We start from the raw sequence: 17,040 nt of genomic DNA, 5'->3' as shown, positions 1-17,040 counted from the left end.
CGGAAGCTTTGAGACGGATTATAGTTAAAAGGCAGCAGGGAAAACTGTAGGAAAATGCCTACACTTCGTGATACAATTGAGACAATACATAAAAAGACACATTGAGAAACAGCGCAATAAATGATACAGTTTAACCATATTTACAGTGACAAAGAGAGCCTCGAAAAAGCACTTGCGGAGACGGGTATTGATCTTGAGGCCAAGACGATTCTTGTGCAGATGTTCTCCTCCATTGAGGATCGGGAGGCTGTCAGCGGGATCGCGGCGACGGTGCTATCGGTGCTGCCCGATGCGACGCTGATCGGCGCATCGACGGTGGGGGAGATCGTCGGAGGCGTGATGACGGAGAAGCAGACGGTGCTGGGTATTTCCGTCTTTGAGAAGAGCCACATCCTGGCCGTCTCTGATGTTGATACGGAGTCGTTTTCTCTCGGGAAAAAACTCGGGGAGGCACTCTGCAAGGACGATGTCCGCTGTATCATCACCTTTGCCGACGGCATTCAGCACGGCAGTGATTTTCTGGAGGCTTTCCGCGCCGCCAATTGCAACAACATCCCGATTGCAGGCGGTATGGCAGGGGACCTGCTGCGTTTCAAGCACACCTATACCATCCACCAGGAGCGCGTTTTTGAAGGCGGGGCGGTCGGTGTCGCGCTCATCGGGGAGTCTCTGGAGGTATTTCAGGATCTGAATATGGGGTGGCGCCCCGTCGGCAGAGAGATGACGATCACCCGCGCAGAGAAGAACCGGGTCTATACCATTGACGGAGAGGCCACGATCGAACTCTACCGGGAGGTACTCGGAGAGTCCGTCGTCCGGGAGCTTCCCGCATCGGCAATGGGATTCCCCCTCATCAAGCAGAGCGGCGGGATCCCGATCGCCCGTTCCATGATCGGGGCGTTCGAAGACGGGAGCGTCCTCTATGCCGGCAATCTGAGCGTAGGGGACCGTGTACAGTTCGGCATCGGCAGTGCCGATCTTGTCAACAGCTACATCCCCGGGGAGACGATCCCCAGCGAAGCACAGACGCTACAGGCGGCATTCATCTACTCCTGTTCGGGCCGGAAACAGTTCCTGGGCAAGCAGCTTGAGGTGGCACTGGACAAGATCGACTCCTTTGCCCCCGCGTGCGGATTTTTTACCTACGGGGAGTTTTATTCCTCTGCGTCGGGGGCGGAGCTGCTCAACATCACTTCGACGATTCTCTTCCTGCGCGAAAAGGGAACGCAGAATCAACGGTTTGACAGCCCGCTCGGCGGGCGGAAGCAGCAGCGGGCCGTCAATGCCGGCGAAAAGGCCGTGTTTCATCTCATCGATTACAATACGAAAGCACTCGAAGAGCAGTCCCGGTCGCTGGCGGCGGCAAAAAGGAGCCTGCAGGAGCATATTGACGGCATCAATGACGTTCTGATCGTTTCCAAAACGGACAGGAACGGCATCATTACCTACGTCAATCCGAACTTCGAACGGATCAGCGGCTACACGCGCGGTGAACTGATCGGGCAGTCGCATAATATTGTCCGCAGCCCGAATACCCCCGATTCGCTCTTTGAAGAGATGTGGAATACGATTACCGCGGGGCAGATCTGGCACGGCAGTTTTGCGAACCGCCGCAAAGACGGCACCGACTATTACGTCAAAAGCTCCATTATCCCCCTGCACGATGAACGGAACAGGATTTCGGAGTTTTTCGCGATCCGGGAAGATATCACCGACCTGATCGAGACGCAGCTGGCCTACAAACGCGAGCATACCTTTACGCAGAAACTGCTCAACAACGACGAAAGTATCATTCTCATCATCCGCAACGGCGTCACGGAAAAGGTGAACCAGACCTTTTTCAGGCTCTTCCCCTTTGACGACCTTGATGACCTTATGAACTCCAAGCGCTGCATCAATTCCCTCTTTATCCCCAAAGAGGGTTTCCTCAGTGCGGGGGGAAGACGGTCGTGGTACCAAAAGCTCCTGGACGAACCCAACCGGATCCACAAGGCGCTGATGGAGGACCGGGAGGGGACCGTCCGTACGTTTTCGGTGAGGGCGAGACAGGTGAAGTTCGAAAACGATGAGTACATCTTCTGCTCCTTCAACGACGTCACCGAGCTGGAGGAGGCGCGTATCCAGGCCGAGAAGGCCGAAGAGGCCCAGGCGACGTTCCTGGCCAATATGTCCCATGAGATCCGCACCCCGATGAACGGGATCCTCGGATTCACCGGCATGCTGAAAAAGAGCGGTCTGAATGCCCAGCAGCTGGAGTATCTCGACATTATCGAACGCTCCTCGGCGACCCTGCTCGAGATCATCAACGACGTCCTCGATTTTTCAAAAATCAAGAGCCACCACATGGTGCTTGAGCATATCCCCGTCGACCTATACGCGGAGCTCAATACCGCGTTCTCCCTGATGCAGCCCGCCGCGCTTCAGAAGCAGCTGAACTACGCCAGCCGGTTTGACCCGGAGATGGATGCGGTCGTACTCGGGGACCCGACGCGCCTGAAGCAGATCATCATCAATCTGCTCTCCAACGCCATCAAATTCACGCCGGCATCGGGTGAGGTGCAGCTGCGCACCGAGGTCCTCGAAATCCATCCCAAAGAGGGCCAGCTCGTCCGTTTTGTTGTCGAAGACAACGGGATCGGCATCCAGAAAGAGAAACAGGAGCGCATTTTCAGCCCCTTCACCCAGGCGAACGAGTCGACGACACGGGAGTTCGGGGGGACCGGTCTGGGACTGAGTATCTGCGCCTCCCTGGTCGAGGCCATGGGCAGCGAACTCAAACTGTACAGTAAAGAGGGGAAAGGGACGGTCTTCTATTTTGATCTCATGCTGGCATCGTACGATGCCGCATCCAAAGCTTTGACGGAGGCGGACGAAAGCGAAACGGCAGACACAGGTGCGGAGCAGGCGGTCAACAGCGGGATGAAAGTACTGGTCGCCGAAGACCTGGAGATGAACCGCCTGCTGGTCCAGCTGCTGCTGTCGCAGTACGGCATCGACGCGGTCTTCGTCGAGAACGGGCAGGAGGTCCTTGACAAAATGGAGAAAGAGGCGTTCGATCTGATCCTGATGGACGTCAATATGCCCGTGATGAACGGCCTCGATGCGACCCGCCGCATCCGGGAGAGACTCGGCAGCAGCGTTCCGATTATCGCGCTGACGGCGAACGCCATGGAAGGCGACAGGGAGAAGTTTTTACAAAGCGGCATGAACGGCTACCTCACCAAGCCGCTCGAAGAGAAAAAGCTCGAGGCCGTGCTCCGGCAATACTCCTGACCCTCCGCCGAACCACCCACGCCTGAGAGGCATCCCTACACTCCCGATTCGCCTGTAGGATATTTCCTACATATTCCGACCGTGCCTTTCCGTTAAGATTGCCCCGTGAAAAAATAACGAAGGGGCCAGATAATGGAAAGACCGACACCGACCGATGCGGAACATGAAGTAACCGACGTGGATATGATCGTATCCAAAGCGGATGCCGAAGGGAAAATCACCTACACCAACCCGATTTTTATGAAGATCTCCGGTTACTCGCAGGGCGACCTGCTGGATCAGCCGCATGCGATCCTGCGCCATCCCGATATGCCGAAAGTGATCTTCAAGTACCTCTGGGAGAACATCAAAGCGGGCAAAGACGTCTATGCGTTTGTCAAAAACCTCTGTAAAGACGGGGGATACTACCTCGTACTTGCCCAGGTCCGTATGGCCAAGAACCCGGACGGCTCATTCAGAAACTACGTTTCGACGCGCCGCCGTATGACGCAGAAGGCCCGGGACGTCATCCTCCCGCTCTATGCGAAGCTGCTTGAGATCGAAAAGAGCGAGGGTGTTGAGGCTTCCGAAAAAGCGCTGCTGGATTTTCTTGCCGAAAACGGCCAGAGCGCGGACACATTCAACGACTTCATGCAGTCGCTGAACAAATAAGAAGAAGGACAGACAATGATCGATTTCGACAAATCCATGCAGAGACTCCGCGCGGTGAACGGCTACCTCGGTTCGGCCGTTTTGAACTACTCCGGTGAGACCCTCTATATCGACAATGACCATACGGGCACGGATATTCCCTATTCGGCCAGTATCTTCAATGACGCCTTCCGTATGGTGACCGAGTCCTCACTGGACGTCGGCTTCAGCGAAGCTTCCTCCATCGAGGCGAAGACCCACGACGGTCACGTCTTCCTGATCAACAGTGCCGGGGAGTTCGGCCAGGACAACTTCGCGAAGATCAACGTCTTTGCCATTTTCCGTGACGACGGAAACGTCGCGCTGGCAAAAATGATCATGGATAAAGCGGCCAAGACCATGTCACAGGAGCTGGGGCGCATCTAAGCAGACGTCTCGGGCTTCGGAAGGCAATATCATCAAAACGCTATATCTGATTCATCATGCGAAATCCGACTGGGAAGAGCCGGGCGCGAGCGATTTTGAGCGCGGATTGACCGACAGGGGATACCGGGATATCAATACGATCGGGTCGTACCTGCTGCTGCGCGGGATCGTGCCCGATCTCATCCTCTCCAGCAGTGCGCTTCGTGCGCAGGAGAGTGCGGACAGGCTGGCTAAAAAAGTCGGTTTTGAAGGGCCGCTGCTCTACCTGAGCGAACTTTACCTGACGCCGCCGGAGACGATACTCGAAACCGTCATGCTGCAGGAGGATGACGCCGATACGATCTTTGTCATCGGACATAACCCGCAGCTGACCGCATTCGCGAATATGCTGACAGAAGAGCATGTCTCAAAGATCCCGTCGATGGGGGTCGTGGCGATGCGGTTCGACATCGACGACTGGCAGGGGCTGGAAACACAAAAGGGCGACATCGACTTTTTCATCTTTCCGAAGCAGTTCAAGTACTATCTGCCCAACCAGATCCGGGCCGTGCTCGACCGGAACGGGTAAGCGCAGCCGTCCTGTTTTCAGTAGGCTGCGATATCGTGTTCGAAGGCGAAACGGAGCAGTTCCGTCGTGCTGGAGAGGTTCAGCTTCTCCAGGATACGGGTCCGGTAGGTGGAGACGGTTTTGGGACTGACGCCCAGTTCCGCGGCGATCTCCTTGTAAGAGCTGCCCCGTGCAATAAAGGAGAGTACCTCCAGCTCGCGTTTGGAGAGCGCGGCGGTCATCGCCTTTTCCTGCTTGCCGAGATCGGTGCCGTAGGGCATGCTCTCTTCCAGGGTGGGGCTGATGTATTTTTTGCCTTTGGCCACGGTCTGGATGGCCCGCACGAGTTCGGCGCCGATGACGGCTTTGTTGAGGTAGCCAGAGGCACCGGCCCGGAACGCCTGCAGGGCATAAGGGTCCTCTGGATAGGCGCTGAGGACGAGGATGGGAAGTTCGGGGTGACGCGCACTGACGCTTTCGATCGATTCCATGCCGTTTTTGTCCCCGAGGTTCAGATCGAGGATCAGCAGGGTATATGCCCTGCGTGCAAGACAGGCCATCAGCTCATCGAAGGAGGAGGCGTTGTCCGCCACGGACATCCCCTCCTGCTGCTCGATCAGCATGATCAGCCCGCTGCGGACGATTTCATGGTCGTCGGCAATGATAATGTTCAGCATGGCACTCTCTTTCGTAGCGTCTTCCCGGACGATTTTGAGCGTCATTATAATAAAAAGAGTATGGGAAGCAGCTGTTGCACATGCTTTAACGTGATTTAATTCATCCTGGGGTAGCCTGTCCCCAACAGATCGGAAGGAACGGAAAAATGGAGCAATTGATCACCGACACATTGGCGACGGCACGGACGCATTTCGCAGCGTTCGGTCTGGACGCTGCGCAGGTGGATGCGCTGCTTGAGGCGGGCACGAGGGACCTGCGGAAGGAACTCCTGCAGCTCAAGGCGTTGGTGGCGGTTGTCCCGCCGGACGCCGAGCGGGTGGCGCACTCGCTGCATGCGTTGAAGGGGCTTGTGATGAATATGGGCAACAGTGACGCCGGCCGGGTGTTCGCCGTCCTGGAAGAGACCTTCAGGTCCAGCGGAGAGGTTTCCGGAGTGAGGGCGCTGTTGGGCAATGGGTGACGAGTGAATATGATCCTCTATATCCACGGCTTCGCCAGCTGCGGCGATTCGACGAAAACCCGCCTGCTCAAGACGCATTTCGGTGAAACCGAGGTGCTTTCCCCCGATGTCCCGGTCGAACCGGACACCGCCATGGCGGCACTGCGCCGTGTGATCGAGCAGTATGATATTTCCCTCTTGATCGGTTCGTCACTGGGCGGCTTCTATGCGACGGCGCTGAGCAGCGAGTTTGGGCTCGATGCCGTACTGATCAACCCCTCCGTGCATCCCTACCAGACCCTGGCGCCGTATGTGGGCACCAATACGTTCTGGTGCAGCGGGGAACCCTTTGAATGGAAAAGCGAGTACCTGCTGCAGCTGGCACGCATTGCCGAGACGATGCGGCTGCCGGATGCACGGCTGCTGGTCCTGCTGCAGACGGGGGACGAGCTACTTGATTACAAGGTGGCCGAGGCCGTTTACGAAGGGTATGAGGTCGTGGTGGAAACGGGCGGAAATCACCGTTTTGAAAATCTGGGGGCGTACCTGGAACGGATCGAAACGTTTTACCGCGATGCCTAGCGCACCCCGCTGGGCAGGGTGGCGATATGCGCCTGGAGCCAGCGCGCATTGTCCGCATCCGTGCCGGCGCATTCGCAAAAACGCGGCAGGTCGCTGATCAGCGGCCAGAGGGCGCTCGTGGCGACCCCTTCGGCATTCGTCGCATCCAAAAAGGCATCGCGGTCTTCGGGCGCTTCGAAGAGCAGGGCATTGAGCCAGCAGTTGGGCTCGCTCTGTTTTTTCACCCGGAAGAGCTTGACTTCCTCCTCCTCTTCGTAGTCGGCAAAGAACTCCTGGTAGCGGCGGGCAAGATCGCGCTGTTTGGTGACGATCGTTTTCATATGCTCCATCTGGGCACAGCCGACCGCCGCATTCAGATTGGACATACGGCAGCTGAAACGCCCCTGGGCTGCTTCCTTCGCATCGGAAAGATAGGGGATCGTACCGGTGCTTCTCGCCGCTTCCGCCAAGGCCTCGTCGTCACAGACGAGCACGCCGCCGTCCCCGCATGTGGCGATCTTATGGCCTTCGAAACCGTAGATACCGCAGTGGCCGAAACGTCCTGCCATGGTCCCTTTATACGACGATCCGAAGGCCTCCGTTGCATCCTCGATAAGCATGATGCCGTACTCGTCGCAGACGGTCCGGATCTCATCGATGCGGCAGGGAAAGCCCAGAATATGGACCGGAACGCAGGCGGTGATGCGGCGTTGGGTGCGGCGGTTGAAACACCCCTCATCGCGGACTTCTGCGTTGTAGGCAAGGAACTCGCGCAACCGGTCCGGGTCCATGCCCATCGTCTTGCGTTCGACGTCGATGAAAATGGGCTCAGCACCGAGGCTGTCGACGGTGTTGGCCGTCATGGCGTGGGCGAGCGGCTGGGTCAGGACTTCGCAGTCGGGACCCGTCCCCGCCAGGACGAGGGCGACGCGCATCGCCGATTCGGAAGCGTTGAAGGCAACGGCATGGCGGGCCCCGCAGTATTCGCTGACCATCCCTTCGAACCGTTCGACGTATTCGCCCTCCGATGAGACCTCTACACTTTCGATACAGCTGCCGAGGTAGTTCTTTTCGTTCCCCACGAAACGCGGTGCATGCAGGGGAACCGCCCCGCTGCTTCTGAAAAGGTTACGGATATAGCGTACGGTGTTGCTGTGCATACTCTTCCTTTCAATCAATATACCCCGTGCTCAGCGCACGAAGGCCGATGCCAGTCTGAATCCAGCTCCGGCCATGAAGACGGTTCCCAGGGCATTCAGCCCGATATTGGCGGCCGCCAGGGCAAGGTGACCGCCGTTAAGCAGCATGACACTCTCGATCGCGAAGGTCGAATAGGTCGTCAAAGCCCCAAGGATCCCCGTCGAGAGGAAGGATTTGACGTGCAGCGAGAAGTAGGTCGTGTACATGAAATAGGCGACGAGGATTCCCATGATGAAACTGCCGATCAGGTTGACGCCGAGGGTGCCGAAGGGGAGGTCATGGGGAACACGATGGGAGATAAGCCCGTTGAGGTATGCCCGCAGAACGGCGCCGATAAAACCGCCGCTTCCGATGGCGAGCAGGGTGGCAAGGCTCATGGTTTTTTCCTTTGTTCGTAACGGTCATAGGTTTCCTGCATCCGAAGCTGCAGCTGTTCCAGCCATTTCTTGTCGTTTTTGTCCGCCCGGACGCTCTCCAGGTAGACCGCTGTGATGACGCCCGGTGCGGCGGTCATGCGCTTGGTACTGAAAAATCGGGCGGTATGAATCAGCACGACGGGCTGTACCGTCAGGCCGAGCTTGTCGGCGATCAGTTTCGCCCCGGGTTTGAAGCGGCGCATCCGGCCGCTTTCCGAACGGGTGCCTTCGGGGAAGATACAGACGATACGCCCGTCGTCAATCCGCTCCTTGGCCGCTTTGAGCAGGGCGACAAGCGCACTTTTGCTTTCGCGTTCCAGGGGGATTTCCCGGGAGAGGCGGACAGCCAGCGAGAAAAAGGGGATTTCGAAGAGCTCTTTTTTGGCGACCCAGGCGAGCTCGCGCTTTGTCGCGCTCTCGATGACACCGATGTCGAGTTCGCTCTGGTGGTTGATGATATACATCTGCGCCTCGGGATCGGGAGTACCGATTTCACGCACATGGACGAAGATCAGTGTCCGGATAAACCAGGCGGAAATTTTAGAAGCATAGGGGCGGGGGACGAAAGGGTAGAGCAGGATTTTAAGCAGCAGCCCCGTAAAAATGACGAGGGTGCTGTAAACCCAGTTAATCCGCGCAAGTATCTTCATTCTTGACCCAACCGATCTGCTCGTTTTGGAGGCGAACTTTCGTATACCCCTTGATATGCCCTTCGGCGTTCAACTGGTAGCGCGTCGGGGCGATCTCGAAGACCGTGGCGTTGCGCATCGGCAGGAGGTAGATCGGCGATCCCTCTTTGATACAGACCTGCTGCAGCGGAATGTTGAGCCATGCGGCATAGCCTCCCGCGGCAACGGCGACGGCGAGCAGCGTCCAGGAGCGTTTCCAGAGCGCGAGCAGGAAGAAGAGCCCGAACACGACGAGGAAAACAACGGTTTTCTGGGTGACGTGCCCGTGCTCGACCGGGTTGATGTCACTCGTCGTCGAGACGAGATCGTCATCCACCTCGATCGGGATACTCATGCGTTCGTACCGTTTGCTCTGCAGGTTGAAATATTGGAAACGCAGCACTTCCATCGTTTTGGGCAGCACGGCATAGTAGCTCATCGACGCAAAGTGCGGATCTTTCTGCAACGATTCGAAATCCTGCTTTCCGGCCTGGGGAAGGTGGAACGCCCCCAGGTCGCTGCGGTTGGCATCGGCGGAGATCACGATGATGTTGTTCGCCTTGTCGTAGACGGTGGTCTTCACATGTGTCACGGTGAAGCGGTCGGCCAGAATGCCGCAGAAGTTTTGCGGAGGGTTGAGGACCGTCGCCTCGACGGCACCGCCCTGCAACGGTTCGGAGCTCTCCTCTTCACCGTAGCCCAGGGTCAGTACAGGCGTGATGTCGGGCAGCAGGGCGCGTTTCCCCGTCACCTTGAAATAGAAGCGGTCGAAGTAGGTGTGATCGTGCGCTTCACGTTCTGGGGTATCACTGAGGAGTTCGAGGCCGCTGCCGCCGCTGAAGCGGTAAGAGAGGCCGTCGAAGAGATCGGTCGTGATGACGGAACGGATGAGGATGGAGACGATTTCACCCTTGAAAAGGCGCTCGGGTTTTTCGACCAGCGTGGCGTAGAGATGCCGTGTGCCAGACGCCTCCTCTTCCACGGAGATCGCGTCGCTCTCGACTTCCGCCGATTGGTCCGCCTCTTCGGCCTGCATGCCGAAAGGCATGACGGTCTCAGGGATGTCGGTCACGAATGTGGCGGCCTGCAGGAGGCCGAAGGTACCGAGCCAGAGGAGCAGTAGGAACGAACGCATTACGAAGCGAAGAACCCTTCAAGCATCGCTTTGCCGTCCGCGGAACCGAGGATCGATTCCATGGCACGCTCGGGGTGCGGCATCAGGCCGAAAACGTTCTTGTCGGCGTTGCAGACACCGGCGATGGCATCGACGGAACCGTTGGGGTTGCTGACATTGCCTTCGCTGTCACAGTAGTGCAGCAGGACCTGGTCGTTATCGTAGAGCGCCTTGAGGCCCTCCGGATCGATGTAGTAGTTCCCGTCGTGGTGGGCGATGGGGATGTTCACGACGTCGCCCTTGTTCAGCTTCTGCAGGAAGGTATTCTCATTACCGACGACTTTGAGGTGGTGGTGGCGGGAGATGAAATGGAGGTGCTCATTGCGTTTCAACGCACCCGGCAGCAGACGCGATTCGGTCAGGACCTGGAAACCGTTGCAGATACCGAGCACTTTTCCGCCGCGTGCTGCATGGGCCTCGACGGCCTGCATGACGGGACTGAAGCGGGCGATGGCACCGCTGCGCAGGTAGTCGCCGTAGCTGAAACCGCCCGCAACGACGACCAGGTCGGTGTCAGCGGCGATGCTGGTCTCTTTGTGCCAGACGATCTCCGTCGTCGCTCCCAGCTTTTCGAAAGCGTACTGCGTATCGTACTCGCAGTTCGTTCCGGGAAACTGAATGATGGAGACTTTCATGAGACGATCTCGATGGCGTAATCTTCGATGACGGTGTTGGCCAGCAGGGATTCGCACATTTCGGTCACCTCTGCTTTGGCGCTCGCTTCATCGGCAGCCGTGAGGTCAAGGACGATCTGCTTGCCGACGCGGACATCGTTGACGCCGTCGAATTTGAGTGAGTCCAGTGCGTGGTGGACGGCTTTGCCCTGGGAATCCAGGACACCCTGCTTCAAAAATACGTTGACGATTGCTTTCATTACTTTACTCCCAAAATGCGATTCAGAACTTCTTCATAGGCCACTTTGAGCCCGCCGAGGCCCTGGCGGAAACGGTCTTTATCCATTTTTTCGCCTGTTTTCATGTCCCAGAAACGGCAGTTATCAGGGCTGATCTCGTCGACGAGGATGATGTTGCCCTCTTTGTCCTTGCCGAACTCGAGTTTGAAGTCGACGAGGTTGAGGCCTTTCTCCGCGAAGTAGGGCTTGAGGATGTCGTTGATCTGGCGGGCCATACGGCGGATCTTGTCCAGTTCGTCCTGGTAGTCGACGAGGCCGAGGATCAGGGCATGCTGGTCGTTGAGCTTCGGATCGCCGAGCGCATCGTTTTTATAGTCGAATTCGACGAGGGTGAACGGCAGCACTTTGCCGTCCTCGATACCGAGGTTCTTGCTCAGACTCCCGGTGGCGATGTTGCGGACGATGACTTCAATGAGAATAACGTCGACACGCTTGTGCAGCATGTGGTTGTCGTCGAGCATACCTACGAAGTGTGTCGGGACGCCTTTGGACTCGATCAGTTTGAAGAGTTCCGTCGAGATCTTGTTGTTGAGGGCACCTTTGCCCGCCTCACTCGATTTTTTGGCGCCATTGAAAGCGGTCAGGTCGTCTTTGAATTCGGAGATGAGCAGATTTGCATCGTCCGTTGTAAAGAGTTTTTTTGCCTTGCCTTCATACAGCAATTCGCGTTTTTCCATTAATGTGTTCCTTTCACGATGATAAGTGCTTTGAGGATGTCAATCGCCTCTTTGAGTTGGATGTCGTTGTTGACCTGTTTTTCCGTAATGATGTTGGTGTCCGTTTTGTCGTCCGCTTCCGGATCGGTGGTGTTGCCGTCGATCTTCTGCAGTTCGCTTTTGAGGTGCATCTTCAGGTCGGCCTCTTTGATGGCGAATTCGTCGTCGTCGGTTTTCGGGACGATACCGCGATCGACGATGATGTCCGGGGTGACGCCGACCGCCTGGATCGTACGGCCGCTCGGCAGGTAGTAGCGCGCGACCGTCAGCTTGATGGCTTCGGTATCGCTGATGGGCAGGATCACCTGGACGGAGCCCTTTCCGAAGGTCTTTTTGCCGACCAGCACGGCACGTTTGTGGTCCTGCAGTGCCCCGCTGACGATCTCGGAGGCGGAGGCGCTCCCCTCGTTGACGAGAACGACAAGAGGCTTCTCCGTCAGAGTAGCCGAATGGTGGGCGCTGTACTCGCTGTTTTCGCGTTCGTCACGACCCTTCTGGGAGACGATGACCCCTTTGTCGACAAAGAGGTCGACGAGGCCGACGGCCTGGTCGAGCAGGCCGCCGGGGTTGTTGCGAAGGTCGAGGATGAAGCCCTTGGCTTCGCCGTTATGCTGACGGATCGCCTTGGAGATGCCGTCGACGACTTTCTGGTCGAAACTGGTGACGCGCAGATAGACGATGTCGTCGCCGATCGTTTTGGCGTAGACGGACTGGATTTTGATGATGTCGCGGATGATGTTGACGACGAACGGTTTCGTTTCGCCTTTACGGACGATGGTGATGTCGATCGGCGTTTTCGGCTTGCCGCGCATCAGGTTGACCGCTTCGTCGATGTCCATGTCGAGCGTCGGCGTGTCGTCGATCTTGAGAATGATGTCGCCGGCCTGCAGACCGGCTTTGTCCGCCGGCGTGCCTTCGATCGGCGCGATGACGGTGAGGGCGCCGTCTTTGATGCCGACGGTGATGCCGAGGCCGCCGAACTCCCCTTTGGTCTGGACCTGGAGGTCTTTGAAGCCCTTCTGGTTCAGGTAGGAGGAGTGGGCGTCGAGCTTGCCCATCATCCCCTCGATGGATTTGTTCATGAGGGTCTCGATGCTCTCTTCGTCGACATAGTATTTTTCGACGATGCTGAGCACCTTCGTGAACTTCGCCAGGGCCTGGAGGCGGGAAGCTTCAACCGTCGGTGTACCCTCTTTGGGTGCGTCGGCGAGGAGGGCGGTGGAATAGGTCAGGGCTACGGCCGCCGTTGCCGTGAGAAAGCCCATCGCCATCATCTTTTTCTTTTTCATTTTCTGCTGCTTTCCGGTCTCGCGATTTTTGAGCGTCTATTATAGTCAAACAATAGTAAAATAAAAGCATGCAGGCCGTGGCGTTTGGAGAAAATGTGCAGAAGGTGACCGGCTGAATTTATAAAGCCTTAGTCAATGTATATCAACTATAGTTGACACTACTTGACTAAAGATGCTATAATCATTCCAGTCAAGTAGCCCAATCCTAACAAAGGAAGAATGATATGAATACGATTTTTGAAAAACTGACCCATCAGATGACGCAGACCATCGAATCGGCCCTTTCGCTGGGACTGCACAACCAGAACAACGAAGTGGAGCCGGTGCATGTGCTCTGGGCACTGCTCACCAACAGCGACACCGTACTGAACCAGGCCCTGCGGAAAATGAACGTCGATAAAAGCGCGATCGAGCTCGACGTCAAAAGCGCCGCGGACAAGCTGCCCAAAAGCAGCGGCGTGAGCAAGGAGAACATGCGCATCTCGCGCAACCTCGTGCAGGCGCTTGAACGCGGCGTCGGGGAGATGACGCGCAACGGCGACAGCTATATGGCCGTCGACAGTTTCATTCTCGGTAACCTTGAGAGCGAACCGTTCGGAACGATTTTGGCCAAATACGTCAACAAGACGGAACTGCGCAAGACGTTTGAGGCGATGCGCGGCGGACAGAAGATCGAGAGCCAGACGGCGGATGAGAACCTCGAGAGCCTCTCGAAGTACGGGATCGACCTGACGGCACAGGCGGCGGCGGGCGAGCTGTCCCCAGTCATCGGCCGCGACGAGGAGGTGCAGCGCATGATGCAGATCCTCATCCGTAAAACGAAGAACAACCCGATCCTGCTCGGCGAGCCGGGGGTCGGTAAAACGGCCCTGGTCGAAGGGCTGGCGCAGCGCATCTATAATAAGGAGGTGCCGCTCTCCCTGCAGAACAAGAAGGTCGTGGCGCTGGATATGAGCGCGCTTATTGCCGGGGCGAAGTACCGCGGTGAGTTCGAGGACCGTCTCAAGGCGGTCATCGACGAAGTCAAAAAGAGCGGCAACGTCATTCTCTTTATCGACGAGATCCATACCATTGTCGGTGCGGGGGCTTCCGAGGGGAGTATGGATGCGGCGAACATCCTCAAACCGGCCCTGGCTAGGGGCGAGCTGCACACCATCGGGGCGACGACGCTCAAGGAGTACCGCAAGTATTTTGAAAAAGACGCGGCCCTCCAGCGCCGTTTCCAGCCGGTCACGGTGGACGAGCCCTCCATCAACCAGGCGCTGCAGATCCTGCGCGGGATCAAGGAACGCCTGGAAGCGCACCACAACGTCACCATTACCGACGCGGCACTGGTGGCGGCGGCGAAACTCTCCGACCGCTATATCTCTGACCGCTTCCTGCCGGACAAGGCGATCGACCTGATCGACGAGGCGGCGGCGGAGCTGAAGATGCAGATCGAGTCCGAGCCGCATGCGCTCTCCGGTGCAAAACGCAAGATCCAGGAGCTGCAGGTCGAGAAAGAGGCGTTGAAGATGGACGAAAACCCGGCCAACGAGAAGCGTCTGGGGGAGATCGAAAAAGAGCTGGCGGATGCAAACGAGGAGAAACGCACGCTCGAGGCACAGTACCAGGGGGAAAAAGAGGTCTTCGAACGCATCGCCGCCATCAAGGGTGAGATCGAGGCGAAACGCCGCGAAGCGGAGCAGGCCAAGCAGCAGGGCGAGTTCAACAAGGCCGCCGAGATCGAGTACGGCAAGATCCCGCAGCTCAACGACGAAGTCGAAAAACTCCAGGAGCAGTGGAAAACGATGCAGGGGGAGGGGACGCTGCTGAAAAACAGCGTCGATGAAGCCTCCATTGCCGGGATCGTCAGCCGCTGGACGGGGATCCCCGTCACGAAGATGCTCCAGAGCGAACGCGAAAAGATCCTCCATATCGAGGATGAACTCAATCGCGATGTCGTCGGACAGGACAAAGCGACTCATGCCGTTGCCCGCGCCATCAAACGCAACAAAGCGGGGCTCTCCGACGCCGACCGCCCGATCGGGTCGTTTATGTTCCTGGGGCCCACCGGGGTCGGGAAGACCCAGACGGCGAAGACCCTGGCGAAGTTCCTCTTCGACAGCGAAGAGGCGCTGATCCGTCTCGACATGAGCGAATACATGGAGAAACACGCGGTCTCCCGGCTGGTCGGAGCGCCTCCGGGATACGTCGGTTACGAAGAGGGCGGACAACTGACCGAAGCGGTCCGCCGCAAACCCTACAGCGTCGTGCTGTTCGACGAGGTGGAAAAGGCGCACCCGGATGTCTTCAACATGCTGCTGCAGGTGCTCGACGACGGGCGCCTCACGGATAACAAGGGGGTGACGGTCGACTTTACCAATACGATCATCATCCTCACCTCGAACATCGCCAGCGACAAGATCATGACGATGCAGGGGGATCCGAACCTCGAAGAGGTGGTACTGGGCGAACTGCGCAGCAAGTTCAAACCGGAGTTCCTCAACCGCCTCGATGACGTGGTCATCTTCAACCCGCTGGGCGAGGATCAGATCGTCTCGATCGTCGACCTCTTCTTTGCCGCCATTGCGAAGAAGGTTGCCGAGCGCAGCATCACGCTGGAACTGAGCGACGAAGCCAAGCGCCTGATCGCCCGGGCCGGGTTCGACCCGGTCTACGGGGCGCGCCCGCTCAAACGCGCCCTCTACGAGATCGTCGAGGACCGCCTGGCAGACCTGATCCTCGGCGGCGAGGTCGAGGAGGGGAACCGGGTCGTCTTCGATGCCGAGGGCGACGAGATCACGGTGGCCGTCGATTAATCCGGACGCGCTACAATCCCGGTATGAATATGCTTAAACGTCTTCTGCTTATCCCGGCCCTCCTACCGGGGCTTTTTGCGACGCTCTACGCCTGTACGGGGGATTGCCTCACCTGCCATCCGAAGCTGCTGCCGACGATCCAGAAAGACCCGCGCCACAAGCCGATGCTCGGCTGCATCGAGTGCCACGGCGCGGACCCCAATGCCATGGCCGAATGCGGCAGCGAGTGCTTCACCTGCCATCCTGTTGAAAAGGTCGAGAATATCGGGGTAAAAGAGCACGAGGTGATCCGCGGTTGCCGCGACTGCCATGTGCAGATGAAGGAGGCACTCAGCGATCTCGCGACGCCGCGGGATCAGTCGGTCATGCCGCCGTTGAAAGATCTGCTGGTACCGCCCATGGATGACAACAGCGGTTTTTGAGCCCCGATGCGGGAAAAAGGGAGAGTTTTCCTTATCCTTAAATAAGCATTAAGTATGTATAGGGCATAATTGCGCACTAAATTTTCTGAGAGGAATGGTCATGAAAAGAACATACCAACCGCATAACACGCCTCGTAAACGTACCCACGGTTTCCGTGCACGTATGGCGACAAAAAACGGCCGCAAGATCATCAACGCACGTCGTGCCAAGGGCCGTAAGAAACTGGCTGCCTGAGTTCGTCCGCAGTGCTGAAACACAACCGCGAGTTTCAGCTGGTCTACCGCAAGGGAAAAAGCGCGCATTCGCCTGCGCTTGTCCTCTTCTACCTCCCAAACACCCCTTTTGTAACCGTCGGTTTCACAGCCAGTAAAAAAGTCGGAAATGCCGTCAAACGCAACCGTGCAAAACGCCGTATGCGTGCGCTCTTTTACGGCCTCGAACCGCAGCTCGCCGCCGGCAGTTATATTCTTGTCGCCAAGGCAACGACGGTGGACACCCCCTACGCCGTTATGGAAAAAGCCCTCCGCAAAATGGTGGAGCGGGTCGGGGCGCTGCAGGCATGATCCGCCGTCTTGTACTCGGGCTCATCTGGATCTATCAGCGCAGCTTTACGCTGATCGGCCGTGGAAGCTGCCGCTACTACCCCACCTGTTCGGAGTATACGCGCCAGCAGTTCGAACAGAATCCCCTCCTGCACGCCTTCTATTATTCGACGAAACGGATCCTCTCCTGCAACCAGTTGTTCCCGGGGGGCATCGACTATGTCGAGGTGGCAAAATTGCGGCCGAATCCGCAAGATTTAACCATTAATAGGATAAAGTACTGGCTCGTTCCGAAAGCGGGGAACCGCTTTTATCTCATCAAAAATTTTTCGTTTAAAGGCTAA

At 57.4% G+C, this 17,040-nt stretch carries 20 protein-coding genes; 11 read left to right on the top strand and 9 right to left on the bottom strand.

Annotated elements, in window-relative coordinates; genetic code table 11:
• The first annotated feature begins 120 nt into the window (after nucleotides 1–120).
• From WCX18_RS08520 to WCX18_RS08505, 4 genes are all read left to right on the top strand, one after another.
• Nucleotides 121–3,273 (top strand): FIST N-terminal domain-containing protein, encoded by a 3,153-nt coding sequence (locus WCX18_RS08520; RefSeq protein WP_345987184.1) that lies wholly within the window; start codon nucleotides 121–123, stop codon nucleotides 3,271–3,273.
• A gap of 132 nt (nucleotides 3,274–3,405) precedes the next feature.
• Nucleotides 3,406–3,924, top strand: a complete 519-nt coding sequence (locus tag WCX18_RS08515; RefSeq protein ID WP_345987183.1) for a PAS domain-containing protein — start codon at nucleotides 3,406–3,408, stop codon at nucleotides 3,922–3,924.
• Nucleotides 3,925–3,939: 15 nt separating this feature from the next.
• On the top strand, nucleotides 3,940–4,329 hold the full coding sequence (locus WCX18_RS08510; RefSeq protein ID WP_345969389.1) for a hypothetical protein: 390 nt from the start codon (nucleotides 3,940–3,942) through the stop codon (nucleotides 4,327–4,329).
• A gap of 28 nt (nucleotides 4,330–4,357) precedes the next feature.
• Nucleotides 4,358–4,897, top strand: coding sequence for a histidine phosphatase family protein (locus WCX18_RS08505; protein WP_345990789.1), 540 nt, complete (start codon nucleotides 4,358–4,360; stop codon nucleotides 4,895–4,897).
• A gap of 17 nt (nucleotides 4,898–4,914) precedes the next feature.
• On the opposite strand, the gene WCX18_RS08500 is transcribed toward WCX18_RS08505, so the two are convergent.
• On the bottom strand, nucleotides 4,915–5,598 hold the full coding sequence (locus WCX18_RS08500) for a response regulator transcription factor (protein WP_345987182.1): 684 nt from the start codon (nucleotides 5,596–5,598) through the stop codon (nucleotides 4,915–4,917).
• 101 nt (nucleotides 5,599–5,699) lie between these two features.
• On the opposite strand from WCX18_RS08500, the gene WCX18_RS08495 reads away from it, so the two are divergent.
• On the top strand, nucleotides 5,700–6,014 hold the full coding sequence (locus WCX18_RS08495; protein ID WP_345987181.1) for a hypothetical protein: 315 nt from the start codon (nucleotides 5,700–5,702) through the stop codon (nucleotides 6,012–6,014).
• Between the two features lie 9 nt (nucleotides 6,015–6,023).
• Nucleotides 6,024–6,575, top strand: coding sequence for a YqiA/YcfP family alpha/beta fold hydrolase (locus tag WCX18_RS08490; protein WP_345987180.1), 552 nt, complete (start codon nucleotides 6,024–6,026; stop codon nucleotides 6,573–6,575).
• On the opposite strand, the gene WCX18_RS08485 is transcribed toward WCX18_RS08490, so the two are convergent.
• Genes WCX18_RS08485 through WCX18_RS08450 form a run of 8 tightly spaced genes read right to left on the bottom strand, consistent with a single transcriptional unit; the run spans nucleotide 6,572 to nucleotide 12,930 of the window.
• On the bottom strand, nucleotides 6,572–7,714 hold the full coding sequence (locus WCX18_RS08485) for a DegT/DnrJ/EryC1/StrS aminotransferase family protein (protein WP_345987179.1): 1,143 nt from the start codon (nucleotides 7,712–7,714) through the stop codon (nucleotides 6,572–6,574). The genes WCX18_RS08490 and WCX18_RS08485 overlap by 4 nt on opposite strands.
• 30 nt (nucleotides 7,715–7,744) lie before the next feature.
• Entirely contained in the window at nucleotides 7,745–8,131 is a 387-nt protein-coding gene (gene crcB, locus WCX18_RS08480) for a fluoride efflux transporter CrcB (RefSeq protein ID WP_345987178.1), read from the bottom strand.
• A complete protein-coding gene (locus tag WCX18_RS08475) occupies nucleotides 8,128–8,820 on the bottom strand; it encodes a lysophospholipid acyltransferase family protein (RefSeq protein WP_345987177.1) in 693 nt (230 codons plus the stop codon). The genes crcB and WCX18_RS08475 overlap by 4 nt, the downstream gene beginning before the upstream one ends.
• Entirely contained in the window at nucleotides 8,798–9,973 is a 1,176-nt protein-coding gene (locus WCX18_RS08470) for a hypothetical protein (RefSeq protein WP_345987176.1), read from the bottom strand. The genes WCX18_RS08475 and WCX18_RS08470 overlap by 23 nt, the downstream gene beginning before the upstream one ends.
• Nucleotides 9,973–10,647 (bottom strand): phosphoribosylformylglycinamidine synthase subunit PurQ, encoded by a 675-nt coding sequence (gene purQ / locus WCX18_RS08465; RefSeq protein ID WP_345987175.1) that lies wholly within the window; start codon nucleotides 10,645–10,647, stop codon nucleotides 9,973–9,975. The genes WCX18_RS08470 and purQ overlap by 1 nt, the downstream gene beginning before the upstream one ends.
• Entirely contained in the window at nucleotides 10,644–10,886 is a 243-nt protein-coding gene (gene purS, locus WCX18_RS08460) for a phosphoribosylformylglycinamidine synthase subunit PurS (protein WP_345987174.1), read from the bottom strand. Before purS ends, purQ begins: the two co-directional genes overlap by 4 nt.
• Complete coding sequence (purC, locus tag WCX18_RS08455; RefSeq protein ID WP_345987173.1) at nucleotides 10,886–11,602, bottom strand: phosphoribosylaminoimidazolesuccinocarboxamide synthase; 717 nt, start codon at nucleotides 11,600–11,602, stop codon at nucleotides 10,886–10,888. The genes purS and purC overlap by 1 nt, the downstream gene beginning before the upstream one ends.
• A complete protein-coding gene (locus WCX18_RS08450) occupies nucleotides 11,602–12,930 on the bottom strand; it encodes a S41 family peptidase (protein WP_345987172.1) in 1,329 nt (442 codons plus the stop codon). The genes purC and WCX18_RS08450 overlap by 1 nt, the downstream gene beginning before the upstream one ends.
• A gap of 224 nt (nucleotides 12,931–13,154) precedes the next feature.
• Here WCX18_RS08450 and WCX18_RS08445 point away from each other — a divergent pair, with 224 nt between their 5' ends.
• From WCX18_RS08445 to yidD, 5 genes are all read left to right on the top strand, one after another.
• Nucleotides 13,155–15,731 (top strand): AAA family ATPase, encoded by a 2,577-nt coding sequence (locus WCX18_RS08445; RefSeq protein WP_345987171.1) that lies wholly within the window; start codon nucleotides 13,155–13,157, stop codon nucleotides 15,729–15,731.
• Nucleotides 15,732–15,754: 23 nt separating this feature from the next.
• Nucleotides 15,755–16,153: a hypothetical protein gene (locus WCX18_RS08440; RefSeq protein WP_345987170.1), complete on the top strand. Its 399-nt coding sequence runs from the start codon at nucleotides 15,755–15,757 to the stop codon at nucleotides 16,151–16,153.
• Between the two features lie 100 nt (nucleotides 16,154–16,253).
• Complete coding sequence (gene rpmH / locus WCX18_RS08435) at nucleotides 16,254–16,388, top strand: 50S ribosomal protein L34 (RefSeq protein WP_231018503.1); 135 nt, start codon at nucleotides 16,254–16,256, stop codon at nucleotides 16,386–16,388.
• An 11-nt stretch (nucleotides 16,389–16,399) separates the two neighbouring features.
• The gene (gene rnpA / locus WCX18_RS08430) at nucleotides 16,400–16,717 is read left to right on the top strand and encodes a ribonuclease P protein component (RefSeq protein ID WP_345987169.1); all 318 of its coding nucleotides are present in this window, start codon (nucleotides 16,400–16,402) and stop codon (nucleotides 16,715–16,717) included.
• Nucleotides 16,714–17,040 carry a membrane protein insertion efficiency factor YidD gene (gene yidD, locus WCX18_RS08425; RefSeq protein ID WP_345987168.1) on the top strand — a complete coding sequence of 109 codons (327 nt, stop codon included), beginning with the start codon at nucleotides 16,714–16,716 and terminating at the stop codon, nucleotides 17,038–17,040. The genes rnpA and yidD overlap by 4 nt, the downstream gene beginning before the upstream one ends.

The organism is Sulfurimonas sp. HSL1-2 (assembly GCF_039645565.1).
Lineage (GTDB): Bacteria > Campylobacterota > Campylobacteria > Campylobacterales > Sulfurimonadaceae > Thiomicrolovo > Thiomicrolovo zhangzhouensis.
The sequence above is the reverse complement of the archived record's forward strand: the minus strand, read 5'-3'. Positions and strand labels throughout refer to the sequence as shown.

Coding starts and splice junctions, on each gene's coding strand:
- WCX18_RS08520 (WP_345987184.1), top strand. CDS start 121: ATGATACAGTTTAACCATATTTACAGTGACAAAGAGAGCCTCGAAAAA.
- WCX18_RS08515 (WP_345987183.1), top strand. CDS start 3,406: ATGGAAAGACCGACACCGACCGATGCGGAACATGAAGTAACCGACGTG.
- WCX18_RS08510 (WP_345969389.1), top strand. CDS start 3,940: ATGATCGATTTCGACAAATCCATGCAGAGACTCCGCGCGGTGAACGGC.
- WCX18_RS08500 (WP_345987182.1), bottom strand. CDS start 5,598: ATGACGCTCAAAATCGTCCGGGAAGACGCTACGAAAGAGAGTGCCATG.
- WCX18_RS08495 (WP_345987181.1), top strand. CDS start 5,700: ATGGAGCAATTGATCACCGACACATTGGCGACGGCACGGACGCATTTC.
- WCX18_RS08490 (WP_345987180.1), top strand. CDS start 6,024: ATGATCCTCTATATCCACGGCTTCGCCAGCTGCGGCGATTCGACGAAA.
- WCX18_RS08485 (WP_345987179.1), bottom strand. CDS start 7,714: ATGCACAGCAACACCGTACGCTATATCCGTAACCTTTTCAGAAGCAGC.
- crcB (WP_345987178.1), bottom strand. CDS start 8,131: ATGAGCCTTGCCACCCTGCTCGCCATCGGAAGCGGCGGTTTTATCGGC.
- WCX18_RS08475 (WP_345987177.1), bottom strand. CDS start 8,820: ATGAAGATACTTGCGCGGATTAACTGGGTTTACAGCACCCTCGTCATT.
- WCX18_RS08470 (WP_345987176.1), bottom strand. CDS start 9,973: ATGCGTTCGTTCCTACTGCTCCTCTGGCTCGGTACCTTCGGCCTCCTG.
- purQ (WP_345987175.1), bottom strand. CDS start 10,647: ATGAAAGTCTCCATCATTCAGTTTCCCGGAACGAACTGCGAGTACGAT.
- purS (WP_345987174.1), bottom strand. CDS start 10,886: ATGAAAGCAATCGTCAACGTATTTTTGAAGCAGGGTGTCCTGGATTCC.
- purC (WP_345987173.1), bottom strand. CDS start 11,602: ATGGAAAAACGCGAATTGCTGTATGAAGGCAAGGCAAAAAAACTCTTT.
- WCX18_RS08450 (WP_345987172.1), bottom strand. CDS start 12,930: ATGAAAAAGAAAAAGATGATGGCGATGGGCTTTCTCACGGCAACGGCG.
- WCX18_RS08445 (WP_345987171.1), top strand. CDS start 13,155: ATGAATACGATTTTTGAAAAACTGACCCATCAGATGACGCAGACCATC.
- WCX18_RS08440 (WP_345987170.1), top strand. CDS start 15,755: ATGAATATGCTTAAACGTCTTCTGCTTATCCCGGCCCTCCTACCGGGG.
- rpmH (WP_231018503.1), top strand. CDS start 16,254: ATGAAAAGAACATACCAACCGCATAACACGCCTCGTAAACGTACCCAC.
- yidD (WP_345987168.1), top strand. CDS start 16,714: ATGATCCGCCGTCTTGTACTCGGGCTCATCTGGATCTATCAGCGCAGC.